Below are 14,059 nucleotides of genomic sequence, written 5' to 3'. Positions count from 1 at the left end.
GGTCAGGTTTGAGTGCGACCGATTGAGCAAACCCGAAGGCGTAGTTGAATCTACGCTGAGGGGTTGCGATTGAGGAGCACACAAAGATGGCCGGAAGATGAGATGCATAAATGTATAGGTTATTTTATGACAGACCCTAAAGGCATGGTGTTACATGTAAAAAACAAGACCCTGATTATTTCATTATTTTTATACGTTATAAACTTCTTCTTTAAATATGAACAATAGATTTTTTGAGCAGCCAATACTCAACTCTCCATATCTATACCCTATGCGTCACTGGGAACTCGACGCAAACGGCCAACCGACACAGAAAATCATAGAGACCCGCCGACGTGCAGAGTTCATTACGCCAATCCCTAAACCCAGAAAACGCAAAGGGGAAGCGGCTCAGCAGCAAATAGTTTTTGACGAGGGGAAAGGGCTTTCAACCCAGAAGCAACAGTACGACCCTACTTCAATAATCAATGAGCTCCGCAGTCATGTGGACAGGTGGCGCGGCATACAAAATTCCAATAATTGGCAGGTGACACCCGAAACCGCCCGGCTTCTTCAATACTGGCGGCATCACCCGTTCAGCGGAATCCGGCCATTCTTTTGTCAGATTGAAGCCGTTGAAACTGCTATCTGGTTGACTGAGGTGGCTCCCAATGATAAGGCAGGAAAAGGCTTTCTTGAGCATCTCGCCAACGCCGGCAACGATGCCAATCCCGGCCTCATAAGATTGGCACTGAAACTGGCAACCGGTGCAGGCAAGACTACTGTCATGGCCATGCTGATTGCCTGGCAGACCATTAATGCAGTTCGCCGTCCCAACAGTAAGAAGTTTACAAGGGGATTTCTTATTGTCACACCCGGCCTGACTATCCGAGACCGGCTCCGCGTGCTTCAGCCTAATGACCCGGACAGTTATTATCAGAGCCGGGAAATTGTGCCCAATGAAATGCTTGCAGATATTAATCGCACAAAAATCGTTATCACTAACTATCATGCCTTCAAACTGCGTGAACGTATAGAGTTATCCAAAGGCGGACGCTCTCTGTTGCAGGGGCGCGGTGAAGACCTTCATACACTGGAAACCGAAGGACAGATGCTCCAGCGTGTAATGCCGGAATTGATGGGCATGAAGAGTATTATGGTATTGAATGACGAAGCCCACCACTGTTACCGTGAAAAGCCCACCCATGAAGATGAAGAAGAAGATTTGACCGGCGACGATAAGAAAGAGGCTGAAGAGAACAATGAGGCCGCAAGACTCTGGATATCCGGACTTGAAATCGTAACCCGCAAACTTGGCATTAACTACATCATTGATCTATCAGCTACACCTTTTTTCCTGCACGGCTCCGGTTATGCCGAAGGAACGCTCTTCCCCTGGACAATGAGCGACTTCTCTCTGATGGATGCCATAGAGTGCGGAATCGTTAAGCTGCCCCGCGTACCTGTGGCTGACAACATTCCCGGCGAGGAGATGCCGAGGTTCCGCAATCTCTGGGAGCACATCCGCAAACGCATGCCAAAGAAAGGCCGGGGCAAAGCTAAAACACTTGACCCGTTAGCCATCCCCGTGGAACTTCAGACAGCTTTGGAAGCGCTCTATGGTCATTACGACAAAACCTTTAACCTCTGGCAGCAGAGCGGTATCAAGGTGCCGCCCTGTTTCATCGTTATCTGCAACAATACATCAACGTCCAAACTTGTATATGACTACATATCAGGTTTCCACAGGGAAAATGAAGACGGGTCTACCAAGCTGGAAAATGGCCGTCTGGCCCTGTTCAGGAATTTCAACGAGCATGGCGACCCGCTTGCACGTCCCCGCACACTGCTGATAGACAGCGCACAACTTGAATCCGGCGATGTACTGGACGATGGCTTCCGCAGTATGGCTGCCGACGAGATTGACCGTTTTCGCCGGGAGATAATAGAACGAACCGGCAACCGCCAACAGGCAGATAACCTGACTGATCAGGAACTGCTTCGTGAAGTCATGAATACCGTAGGCAAAGAAGGACGCCTTGGCGATTCGATCCGCTGTGTGGTCTCGGTCTCCATGCTCACAGAAGGCTGGGATGCCAACACCGTGACCCATGTCCTCGGTGTGCGTGCCTTTGGCACTCAACTTCTGTGCGAGCAGGTGATTGGCCGTGCCCTGCGCCGTCAATCTTACGACCTTAACGAAGATGGGCCTAACAAAGGTCTGTTTAATGTAGAATATGCTGATGTGCTCGGCATTCCCTTTGACTTCACAGCAAAGCCGGTGATAGCGCCGCCTCAGCCTCCACGGGAAACTATTCAGGTCAAGGCTGTTCGTCCTGACCGTGATTCACTTGAAATCAGGTTCCCGCGTGTTTCAGGCTATCGGGTTGAACTGCCGGAGGAACGACTGACCCCTTCATTTAATGAAGACTCTGTGCTGGAGTTGACCCCGGATCTCGTTGGCCCTTCTATTACCAAAAACCAGGGAATCATCGGCGAAGGGGTGGACTTGAACCTTATCCATACACGCGACATGCGCCGCTCCACACTGCTGTTTCATCTCACACAGCGCCTCCTTTATACTAAATGGCGCGACCCCGGTGAGGAGGCCAAATTGCATCTATTTGGCCAGCTCAAGCGGATCACAAAACAGTGGCTCGATGACTGTCTGGTTTGTAAAGGTGGCACCTATCCGGCTCAGCTTATGTATCAGGAACTGGCAGACATGGCCTGCGAGCGCATTACCGCAGGCATTACCCGCTCGGAGCTTGGCAAACGTCCTATCAAGGCCGTCCTCGACCCGTACAATCCTGCAGGCTCCACCCGCTTTGTAAATTTCAATACATCGAAAACCAGCCGCTGGGAAACGGATGCCCGCCGCTGTCACATCAACTGGATTATTCTCGACAGTGACTGGGAGGCCGAGTTTTGTCGCGTGGCAGAGGCGCATCCGAAGGTAAGGTGTTACGTCAAGAACCACAACCTCGGGATGGAAGTGCCATACCGCTATGGCTCTGAGACTCGCAGATATATCCCCGACTTCATAGTGATGGTTGATGATGGCCACGGAGAGAACGACTTCCTGCACCTGATTGTTGAGATAAAAGGTTACCGGCGTGAGGATGCCAAAGAGAAGAAGAACACCATGGATGTCTATTGGGTGCAGGGTGTAAACAACCTCGGCAGTTATGGCCGCTGGGCCTTTGCTGAGTTTACCGAGGTCTATCAGATCGAGTCTGATTTTGAGCAAAAAGTTGAAGACAAGTTTAATAAGATGATTGACGGAATTGTGAAGAGTGAAGGGTGAAATGAAAAACGAGCTGACATTTACGTCGCTGATTAGTTCCATTCGGCAAATTAATGACGAGCTGGCCGCACAGGCGAGCCGGGCGGTGAATGTCAGTCTCACGATGCGCAATTGGCTGATCGGTTGCTATATAGCCGAATACGAACTGCGCGGTGCGGATAGGGCCGGGTATGGGGATCGGCTTTTGTTGAGCTTATCTAATGAGCTGGAAAAACTCAACATAAGCTCCTGCGGGAAGCGACAACTCTATCAATATCTCCGATTTTATCAGACCTATCCTCAGATTGTGCGGTCACTGTCCGCACAATTACAACATCTCGCCCCACAGGGCATTATTGATGTTCAGGAAAAAGTGCAGTCAACGACCGCACTTTCCCGTATTGATCCTCAGATGCTTCTGCAACGGCTTTCCTATACGCATATCGAGCACCTGATCGCCATAGATGACGACACTAAACGGGCCTTCTACGAAATCGAATGCCTTCAGGGCAACTGGTCGGTACGGGAGCTGAAACGCCAGATTCACAGCCTCTATTATGAGCGTTCAGGTCTCTCCTTCGACAAGAAAAAACTGTCTGAAGTAACAAGACAGGGAGCTGAATCATCGAAGTCACAGCTTACTATACGCGATCCCTATATATTCGAGTTTCTGGGATTGAAGCCCAAAGAGGTAATGAGTGAATCCCATCTGGAGGACCAGATTATTGACAAGCTCGAAGAGTTTCTGCTGGAACTTGGACATGGCTTTTGCTTTGAATCACGGCAGAAACGGATACTGATTGGCGACGAGTATTTTTTTATTGACATGGTTTTCTATCACCGCATATTGAAATGCCATGTCCTTGTTGAATTGAAATTAGAGCAATTCAGCCAGGAAGGCATCGGCCAGCTCAATACCTACGTAAGCTGGTATCGAAAGAATATGATGACCGGAGGCGACAATCCTCCGGTCGGCATACTGCTCTGCACAGATAAAAATCACGCCCTGGCTGAATATGCCCTGGCCGGGATGGATAATAATCTCTTTGTATCCAAATACCAGCTCGAACTACCAAAGAAAGAAGATATGCAGAAGTTTATTGAAGAACAGTTGAAGACTGAAGGTGAAGGATAAAATCATGGCAAAAAAGAAAACAAACAAACTGACCGTTGAAACCCTCAAGCACGAAGAGGCGAGCCGCAAAAATATTCCTACTGCCGAGCATCAGTCTGTCATGTACGATGCAGAGAAAAATCCTATCCGTGTAGCATACGAGCGGCGCAACCGCGACCTTGATCCTCAGCTTGTCTGGCGAGGGAAGGATATGCAGGACTGGTCTGACCTGATAGTCCATGCCCCTCCGCTCTATATTCAGGAGAAGGTACAGCCGAAAGTCATCATTGATGACTTAGTAGTGAATAGTGCAAAGTGGTTAGTGGATAGTAAAAAACAAGCCACTCAAATAGATCTCTTTGCCGACTTCAACGGCTTACCCAGCGAGAGTGCCAAAACTGAGTTTTATCAGCACGATGCCCATTGGGCCAACCGCATGATCCTTGGAGACAGCCTTCAGGTCATGGCATCATTAGCTGAGCGTGAAGGACTGCGCGGCAAGGTGCAGATGATCTATTTTGATCCTCCCTACGGCATCAAGTTCAACTCCAACTTTCAGTGGTCAACCACCAGCCGGGATGTGAAGGATGGCAACGTTGATCATATAACCCGTGAACCGGAACAGGTAAAGGCATTTCGTGATACGTGGCGGAACGGCATTCATTCCTATCTGACCTATCTGCGTGATCGGCTAACCGTGGCGCGGGATTTATTGACGGAATCAGGGTCCATCTTTGTGCAGATTGGGGATGAGAATGTGCATCGGGTGCGGGCGGTTATGGATGAGGTGTTTGGGGATGAAAATTTTGTTAGCCTTATCAAGTTCAAAACTACTGGCGGTAGGGCCTCTGATCTACTCGATAAGGTGACTAATTATTTACTTTGGTATGGTAAGCGAACGGAGCAGATCAAATTTAGAAAGCTCCTGCAAACTAAAAGTGAGGAAGAACTTGATTTGTTCGAGTGGATTGAGTTACACGACGGCATCATTTCACGGTCTACTATAGAAAACAGAGCATCAGGAAAATGTTACATGTTGACAGATTTGACTTCGCAAGGGGACGGGAATCCAGAAGATACGTTTGTTTTTCAGGACAGGAGTTACTATTCGAGAAGTGGTCGACATTGGACGACAAACTCTGTCGGGAGAAATGTTCTGGTCAAGGCCGGCAGGGTACAAAAGAAAGGTGAGAATGTCTTCTATCGAAAATACGTTGACGATTACCCTGTGCGCGTAATAGGAGATCTTTGGTTAGATACAGCAATGGGAGGCTTCAAGAAAAACCAAGAAAAGATATATGTTGTGCAAACTTCTACAAGTGCGATCCAACGCTGCCTCCTCATGACCACCGACCCCGGCGATCTCGTCCTCGATCCCACCTGCGGTTCCGGCACAACTGCTTACGTTGCTGAACAGTGGGGGCGGAGGTGGATTACGATTGACACCTCGCGTGTCGCTCTTGCACTCGCCCGTGCCCGCATCATGGGCGCACGCTATCCGTACTACCTGCTGGCAGACAGCCGCGACGGACAGCTTAAGGAAGCCGAGGTAACCCGCACCGCGCCATCAAGTCAGCCCACACGTGGCGACATCCGTCATGGCTTCGTTTATGAGCGGGTGCCACACATCACGCTAAAGTCCATCGCTAATAATGCTGAGATTGATGTGATCTGGGAGAAGTATGAGCAGCGATTGGCACCGCTGCGTGAAGAGTTGTCAGTGAAGATTGGAAAGCAGAAGACTCTCGAAGAATGGGAAATTCCACGTGAAATGCCTGAGAACTATCCACTTGCCACTCAACCACTATTCACTGCCTTTTGGGAACAGCGTATTGCCCGTCAGAAAGAAATCGACGCGTCCATCGCCTCCAAGGCGGAGTTCGAATACCTCTACGACAAACCTTATGACGACAAAAAGAAAGTCCGCGTGGCCGGGCCATTCACAGTTGAAAGTCTTTCACCTCACCGCGTGCTGGCTGTGGGTGCTGATGATGAGTTGATTGATTCCGTGGCGGAATCAAATGAGGGCTATGGCGGGGAACGGGACTTTGTTCAGATGATTTTAGAAAATCTCAAGACCGCTGGAGTTCAACAGGCTCACAAGGAAGATAAAATCACATTCACATCGCTTACCCCTTGGCCAGGAGATATGGTCTGCGCAGAAGGACGGTACATGGAACGTCCCTCACCCCAACCCTCTCCCCAAAGGGGCGAGGGGGTAGAAGTCGAAAAACGTGCCGCTATTTTCATTGGCCCAGAGTTCGGCACGGTCTCCCGCCCTGATCTTGTGGCCGCCGCCCGCGAGGCCGGTGATGCCGGTTTTGATGTGCTGATCACCTGCGCCTTCAACTACGATGCCCATTCATCAGAGTTCAACAAACTCGGCCGCATCCCGGTGCTCAAGGCGCGAATGAATGCAGACCTGCACATGGCCGACGACCTTAAGAACACGGGCAAAGGAAACCTGTTCGTCATCTTCGGAGAACCTGATATAAATATTCTGGATGCTGAAGACGGTCAGATTAAGGTCAAAGTAAATGGCGTGGATGTATTCCATCCCAATACCGGAGAAGTCCGCAGCGACGGTGCCGAAGGAATCGCCTGCTGGTTCATTGATACCGACTACAACGAAGAAAGCTTCTTCGTCCGTCATGCTTATTTCTTAGGGGCAAACGATCCCTACAAAGCACTTAAAACCACACTCAAAGCCGAGATCAACGAAGACGCCTGGGCAACATTAAACAGCGACACCTCCCGCCCCTTCGACAAACCCAAAACCGGGCGGATAGCTGTGAAGGTGATAAATCATTTGGGAGATGAAGTGATGAAGGTGTTTCGGGTATGATGATGAGGGACATTAAATGAGTGTTTCTAATCCTGCTGTGACAGCTACCACACGGAGAAGTCGCTCGATTTTTGAACTGTCTTGCGATGAAGCTCGATCGTTTTTTCTAAAACAAGAGAGCTATTGCACCATTGATCTGCCCCCATATTTTCATTTCAGCAAGCTACTTATCGGCATTAGCAAAGCCCTTGAGGGCAAGGCTCTCTCTGATCTTCAAAATCAAAAACCGCGAGACCTTGAAAATGTCAATCACCTGATTTTGAACAACAAAGACGGCAGGCATGCATGGCGGCCTCTACAGTTAATACACCCGGTGCTGTACGTTTCTCTGGTCAATAGAATCACAGAAAAAGACCACTGGGAATTGATCTGCAGCCGGTTTGCTGAATTTGCCAGTAACAAAAAGATTAAATGCCTGAGCCTTCCCGTCGAATCATTAACTGATGAACCGTCATGAGCGGGGCGCTCACAAAGGGAAATGAAAATAGTAAACAGTAAGCAGTGAGCAGTAAACAGGAAAGGCAGTCTTTATCTGCTAACTGCGTACCGCTTACTGCTTACTTGGGGTTGATTTTCGGATGAATGTGGGCAGAAACTACCTGCCTCTGCCGCCCCTGCCCCTGTCTCCACGGCCTCTGTCCCTGTCTCCGCCTCTGCCGCCACCGCCGCCCATAGGTCTTCCGCCGGAAGGTCTTCTGCCGCCGCCGCTATCCCGTTTAACCGGAGGTTTTGCCTCATTAACTGTGAGGTTTCTCTCTTTTAATGCTGTGCCATTAAACATGGTAATGGCGTTTTTTGCCTCATCAGGCGTTGACATCTCCACAAAACCGAATCCCCTCGGCTGTCCTGTTTGAGCATCTGTGATAATCTTCACAGATTCAACAGTACCTGCCTGAGAAAAAAGCTCTGTTATGTCATTTTCCGACGCCTGATAAGACAGATTTCCTACAAAAAGTTTTGTGCCCATATTCTTCCTCCGGGTTGAAAAAAATTTACCATAGCATGAAAGAGTTAAGCGATTTTGTCAAGTGAAATTTATTAGCTGTCATTGTTAGTAGTACACATGTGAAAATCAATGGGAAAATCTGGACTTGCCCAAATAAAAACTGTTAGAATATGCATGGAATAAATGAAGCAACAGAGGCTCTTGCAAAAGTATCAAAATGCTGTCATTCCCGCAGGTTTTAAGCGGGAATATAGTGTTTTATTACTGAAAATCATATCCGTCCCCGAATGTTGCTATCGGGGATAGAAGATTTCGTGGATGACAGAGACTTTTGCAAGAGCCTCAACAGATACGGAATTAAAGCTCATTGAGGAATTAACTCACATAGGATGAAAGTAAGGATATAACCATGTCAAAAGTCCTTATAAACCGATACTACACCAACCTCGACCGTGCCTTGCAATTCGGCAAGTCCAGTAATGAAGATGCCATAAAGAGTTATTTCTGGCTCCTTCTTAACGAATATGCGCACAAAAACAATTACGAAGTGGTCCGCGAAGTCTCCTGCATGGGAACGCGCGGCAGCAAGGTAAAGCCTGACGGGATTCTCAAAAACATTTGGGCACTGGATGTAGGTTACTGGGAGAGCAAGGATGAAAAGGATGTAATTGATGATGAGATAGACACAAAGATAAAAAAGGGCTATCCACTCACCAATACGCTTTTTGAGGACAGCCAGACTGCGGTTTTGTTCCAGCGCAACGAAGAAGTGATGCGGGCCTCAGTCCGTAATGCCGATGAGCTTGACGCTATTATCACAGCCTTCATTTCTTATAAAAATGAGGCTGTATACAAGTTTGAAGATGCAATAGAAAAATTCAAACAGGACATCCCAGTTATCATTGAAACCCTGAGAAATAGAATTGAAGAGGCCGGGGCGAAGAGTGAAAGTTTCATAAAAGAACGTGACAAATTCCTGAAGCTTTGCAAGGACGAGATAAATCCTGACATTACGCTGGTTGACATCCGTGAGATGATGATCCAGCACATACTGACAAGCGACATTTTCAATAAGATATTCGATGACCAGGGCTTTCACCGGCACAACACTATCGCAGCAGAGCTTGAAAATCTCATCTGTACGCTATTCAGCTATGCGGAGCGAAGAAATCTGCTTGCATCCATAGAACATTATTACGATTCCATAAATGCCGCAGCCGCAGCCATTGCAGACCATCACGAAAAGCAGAAATTTCTCAAGGTGCTATATGAGAACTTTTACAAGGTCTATAACCCAAAGGCAGCCGACCGCCTCGGCGTTGTTTACACGCCCAATGAGATAGTTAAGTTCATGATAGAGAGCGCTGATTACCTTCTCTTCAAGCATTTCGGCAAGACCCTTGCCGATAAAAATGTAGAAATACTTGATCCGGCCGCAGGAACAGGCACATTCATCTGCGACATCATCGAGCATATACCAAAACAGCATCTGACCTATAAATACGGGAATGAACTCCACGCCAACGAGGTTGCCATACTCCCTTATTATATAGCTAACCTCAACATAGAATACACATACAAGCAGAAGATGGGGATCTATGAAGAATTTCCGAACATCTGTTTTGTGGATACTCTGGACAATACAGCACCTCTTGACTACTCAGGCAAGCAGGAAAACATATTTGCACTAACCAATGAAAATGCCGAGCGCATTCGCAGGCAGAACCGGAAGAAGATTTCAGTCATAATCGGCAATCCTCCATACAATGCTAACCAGAAGAATGAAAACGAGAACAATAAAAACCGTGAATATCCTGAGATAGATAAGCGCATTAAAGATACGTACATCAAGAACAGTACTGCTCAGAAGACAAAGGTTTATGATATGTATTCCCGCTTTTACCGCTGGGCTATGGACAGGATTGATAAAAACGGCGTAATCGCATTAATTACCAATCGCAGCTTCATTGACAGTCGTACCTTTGATGGATTCCGCAAATGCGTGGAAGATGGATTCAGCCATGCTTACATAGTTGACACAAAGAGCGATGTCCGCGCCAATCCAAAGATTGCCGGGACAACACATAATGTATTCGGCATACAAACCGGCGTTGCTGTTATGTTCCTTGTGAGGAAAGAGAAGGAGGAAGGAAAATGCAGGATTGAATATGTCGCTATGGACGACTTCTGGCGCAAAGAAGAAAAGCTTGAATGGCTCCGGACAAACCCAATGGAAAAAATTGAGTTCTCACACATCACTCCCAATAAAAACCATAGTTGGATAAATCAGGCAGATAATGATTTTAATGAATTGATTGCTTGCGTGGATAAAGATGTTAAGGTAGGCAAGAGCCAAGAAGCAGTTTTCGGACTTTTTTCAAATGGCATTGTTACAGCAAGAGATGAGTGGTCTTATGATTTTAATGGAAGTGCTTTAGAAAAAAAGGCCGATTTCTTTTGTAGTTTTTATGCTTCAGAACAAAGAAGATGGATGCAGTCTAAAAAGAATATTCCAATAAATGATTTTGTTCAAAGAACGATCAAATTTGGCTCTGAAATTGAAAACCACTTGGTGAAAGGTGACATATTAAAGTTTGATAAAAAGAATATCACATACTCTTTATTCAGACCTTTCATTCAAAAAGAGTTTTATTTTGATAGGATTTACACACATAGAATTTATCAACAAGAAAAAATTTGTGGTTTTAGGGGTGAGTTCGAAAACAGAATAATTTCCTTTTTAAGCATTGCATCTGCTAATGAACTATATGCTTTAGTCACAAACAAGGTATTTGATGCAGGTTTATTAAAACAAGGTAATGGAATAACTCAATGTCTACCACTCTACAGTTACGACAGTGCAGGCAACCGCATAGACAACATTACCGATTGGGGACAGGCTAAGTTCCGCTGCCATTACAATGATAATAAGATTGAGAAGGAAGACATCTTCCATTATGTATATGCCGTTCTGCACAACCCTACCTACCGCAAGAAGTATGAGCTGAACCTTAAACGAGAGTTCCCGCGAATACCATTCTATGAAGAATTTTGGAAATGGGCTGGATGGGGCAAGGAGCTTATGGCCTTACATATAGACTATGAGACCGTTGAACCATATATGTTGAAGGTCATCACCAGTGATACAAAATCTGAGCATAAGCGGATTATCAAAGATATGCCTAAAGATATAATAGATGTGTGCGAACCACAGGCGATGTACGGTCGCCAGCCAAAGATAAAGGTGAAACTCAGGGCAGACAAAGAAAGAGGCGTCATAGAGATAGACGAACTCACCACAATGACCGGCATACCCAAAGAGGCTTGGGAATACAAGCTGGGCAACCGCAGTGCCCTTGAATGGATACTTGATCAGTATAAAGAAAAGAAGCCGTCTGATCCCACCATTGCCGATAAATTCAACACCTACCGCTTTCAGCATTACAAAGATAAGGTTATAGACTTACTGAAACGGGTATGTACCGTGAGTGTTGAGACAATGAAGATTGTTAGGGAGATGGAAGGGGTAGAAAGTAGAATAGAGGGGTAAATTTAGAAAGGAGGACACAGATGGATATAGAAGTTTATTTAAAGGAAGCTGTCAGAAGAATTATTGATAACTTCAATCCTGAAAAGATTATTCTGTTTGGCTCTTATGCCTATGGTCAGGCGACAAAGGACAGCGATATTGATTTAATGGTGGTAATGGATACCGATTTGAAACCTTACGAAAGAGCGATTCCCATAAGGAAGGCCCTGAAATATCTTGGGATACCTAAAGATGTTATTGTAAGGACGCCGCAGGAGTTTGAGAGATTTAAGGATATTATTGGAACCATAATTTATACGGCAGCTCATAAAGGAAGGGTGGTCTATGAACGGTGATAAGATAAATGCCGTGAACGCTTGGTTCAAAAAAGCCGAAAACGACCTCAGAACTGCTGAATATACCATGACAATGGATGATCCGCCTTATGATACTGTTTGTTTTCATGCCCAACAATGCGCTGAAAAATATATGAAAGGCTTCCTGACGTTCCATGAAATAGATTTTCCTAAGACACATTCCATTGAAGACCTTGTGTTATTATGTAAAGATATTTCACCGTCTCTTGAATCAGAGATTGGAGATGTTGAGGTTTTGTCAATTTATGCGGTTGAGGCAAGATACCCTTCTGAGATGTACTATGAAATACCTGAAGAAAAGGCATACGAAGCCATAGAGTTTGCGAAAAAAGTTAACTCTGTAGTGCTGAAACATCTTGAAGGGAAGATGTAATTACTGATTGCGGAGCGGATTATTTCTATGAGTGCATTTGATTGCCATCAACTCGTAGGTTTGTATACAAATTGGCTTAAAGATAAAGCCAAAATAAAAACAATAGGTGATATATGTGAACTTACTACTCCATTTGTTGACCGGCATAATGATTATATGCAGATATATGTTAAATCTACGCCATCGGGGATGTTGTTAACAGATGATGGATATACACTCATGGATTTAGAGATAAGCGGTCTTGAATTTAATACGGAACGCAGAAAGAATGAACTCAAGATTATTCTGAATGGATTTGGGGTAAGCCTTAATGGGGATAGCCTTGAAGCAGAGGCCCGCCATGATAATTTTCCACAAAAAAAACATAACCTGTTGCAGGCAATGCTTGCGATCAATGACCTTTTTGTAATGGCTCCTGCTAAAGTTGCAAGCTTTTTCAAAGAAGACGTTGAGAGGTTTCTATTGTTACACGAGATCAGATTTTCCAAGGATATTAATTTTATCGGGAAAAGTGGCTTCAATCACCATTTTGATTTTGTGATACCACCTTCTAAGACAGTACCTGAGAGAGTTTTAAGAACGATTAACAATCCTGCAAAGAATAGTGTATCTGCCATGATATTTTCCTGGGATGATGCAAGAAAAGTAAGAGCAGAAAATTCAATTGCTATAGCTATGCTTAATGATCAGGATAAAGAAATCAGCCCTGACACTATACATGCGTTGAAGGCTTATGATATTGAACCGTTATTATGGAGTAAGCGTGATAAATATGTTGAGAAACTTGCAGCCTGAGAATTGGGCTTTTAAATATCTTTAAGTTAATCTTTCAATTAGAAGGAAATTGGGATTTACCTGAATTGAAGTCAGGAGGATATTGCAATGAAAACACCCTACAGTTTCTCAGTCTTGAGGTATATCCATGACATTGTAACAGGAGAGTTTATAAACGTTGGGGTTGTGTTATATGCTCCAAAGGTTAAATTCCTTAGTGCCATGTGTACGCCGAGGTATGGACGCCTTTCAAAGATGTTCTCAAATGTTGATGGTGACCACTTTCGTCAGGTTGTAAGCTATATTCAGGCAAGATTGGAAGAAGAAGGGGAACGTTTGATTACGGAACTCCGTTTTGAAAAACTTCCGGCAAGTGTTGCAGGTTTTACCTCTAAGGTTTTACCGCCTGATGATAGCTCTTTACAGTTTTCACCGGAGGGTTTTGGGATAACAGAAAAACCACAAGAGACTCTTGAACAGCTTTACAGCCGGTATGTAGAAAAATATTATGAGAAAACAGAACGGCATGGCAGGGGCGATGAGGATATAAGGAAACAAGGAGGACACAGATGGATATAGAAGTTTATTTAAAGGAAGCTGTCAGAAGAATTATTGACAACTTCAATCCTGAAAAGATTATTCTGTTTGGCTCTTATGCTTATGGTCAGGCGACAAAGGACAGCGATATTGATTTAATGGTGGTAATGGATACTGATTTGAAACCTTATGAAAGAGCGATTCCCATGATGTAAAAGTGGAACTTTCAGAGTTTAAGCGACTTTACTCGACTATATTTCCCTGCCCTGAAAAATAGCCTTGACTATATTTCATTGCTG

12 protein-coding genes are annotated in these 14,059 nt (G+C 45.5%); 11 read left to right on the top strand and 1 reads right to left on the bottom strand.

Annotated elements, in window-relative coordinates:
- The first annotated feature begins 69 nt into the window (after positions 1-69).
- From HZA08_12210 to HZA08_12190, 5 genes are read left to right on the top strand one after another with little or no spacing between them, the layout of a single operon-like run.
- Positions 70-228 carry a hypothetical protein gene (locus tag HZA08_12210; protein MBI5194185.1) on the top strand — a complete coding sequence of 53 codons (159 nt, stop codon included), beginning with the start codon at positions 70-72 and terminating at the stop codon, positions 226-228.
- Positions 218-3,286 (top strand): DEAD/DEAH box helicase family protein, encoded by a 3,069-nt coding sequence (locus HZA08_12205; protein ID MBI5194184.1) that lies wholly within the window; start codon positions 218-220, stop codon positions 3,284-3,286. Before HZA08_12210 ends, HZA08_12205 begins: the two co-directional genes overlap by 11 nt.
- Before the next feature lies 1 nt (position 3,287).
- A complete protein-coding gene (locus tag HZA08_12200) occupies positions 3,288-4,400 on the top strand; it encodes a DUF1016 family protein (protein MBI5194183.1) in 1,113 nt (370 codons plus the stop codon).
- A gap of 4 nt (positions 4,401-4,404) precedes the next feature.
- Positions 4,405-7,224 carry a site-specific DNA-methyltransferase gene (locus HZA08_12195; protein ID MBI5194182.1) on the top strand — a complete coding sequence of 940 codons (2,820 nt, stop codon included), beginning with the start codon at positions 4,405-4,407 and terminating at the stop codon, positions 7,222-7,224.
- A 16-nt stretch (positions 7,225-7,240) separates the two neighbouring features.
- The gene (locus HZA08_12190) at positions 7,241-7,681 is read left to right on the top strand and encodes a hypothetical protein (protein ID MBI5194181.1); all 441 of its coding nucleotides are present in this window, start codon (positions 7,241-7,243) and stop codon (positions 7,679-7,681) included.
- A gap of 138 nt (positions 7,682-7,819) precedes the next feature.
- Here HZA08_12190 and HZA08_12185 read toward each other — a convergent pair whose 3' ends face one another.
- Positions 7,820-8,191: an RNA-binding protein gene (locus tag HZA08_12185; GenBank protein ID MBI5194180.1), complete on the bottom strand. Its 372-nt coding sequence runs from the start codon at positions 8,189-8,191 to the stop codon at positions 7,820-7,822.
- A 388-nt stretch (positions 8,192-8,579) separates the two neighbouring features.
- Between HZA08_12185 and HZA08_12180 the strand changes: the two genes are divergently transcribed.
- The 6 genes from HZA08_12180 (at position 8,580) to HZA08_12155 (ending at position 13,975) form a co-directional block, all read left to right on the top strand.
- On the top strand, positions 8,580-11,720 hold the full coding sequence (locus HZA08_12180) for an N-6 DNA methylase (GenBank protein ID MBI5194179.1): 3,141 nt from the start codon (positions 8,580-8,582) through the stop codon (positions 11,718-11,720).
- A 20-nt stretch (positions 11,721-11,740) separates the two neighbouring features.
- Positions 11,741-12,055, top strand: coding sequence for a nucleotidyltransferase domain-containing protein (locus HZA08_12175; protein ID MBI5194178.1), 315 nt, complete (start codon positions 11,741-11,743; stop codon positions 12,053-12,055).
- Complete coding sequence (locus HZA08_12170; GenBank protein ID MBI5194177.1) at positions 12,045-12,449, top strand: HEPN domain-containing protein; 405 nt, start codon at positions 12,045-12,047, stop codon at positions 12,447-12,449. Before HZA08_12175 ends, HZA08_12170 begins: the two co-directional genes overlap by 11 nt.
- Positions 12,450-12,476: 27 nt before the next feature.
- The gene (locus HZA08_12165; protein ID MBI5194176.1) at positions 12,477-13,244 is read left to right on the top strand and encodes a DUF1829 domain-containing protein; all 768 of its coding nucleotides are present in this window, start codon (positions 12,477-12,479) and stop codon (positions 13,242-13,244) included.
- Between the two features lie 87 nt (positions 13,245-13,331).
- The gene (locus tag HZA08_12160; protein ID MBI5194175.1) at positions 13,332-13,802 is read left to right on the top strand and encodes a DUF3037 domain-containing protein; all 471 of its coding nucleotides are present in this window, start codon (positions 13,332-13,334) and stop codon (positions 13,800-13,802) included.
- Positions 13,793-13,975 carry a nucleotidyltransferase domain-containing protein gene (locus HZA08_12155; GenBank protein ID MBI5194174.1) on the top strand — a complete coding sequence of 61 codons (183 nt, stop codon included), beginning with the start codon at positions 13,793-13,795 and terminating at the stop codon, positions 13,973-13,975. The genes HZA08_12160 and HZA08_12155 overlap by 10 nt, the downstream gene beginning before the upstream one ends.
- Positions 13,976-14,059: the final 84 nt, after the last annotated feature.

The sequence above is a fragment of the Nitrospirota bacterium genome (assembly GCA_016212215.1).
Lineage (GTDB): Bacteria > Nitrospirota > 9FT-COMBO-42-15 > HDB-SIOI813 > HDB-SIOI813 > JACRGV01.
This window is presented reverse-complemented; position numbering and strand designations above follow the sequence as displayed.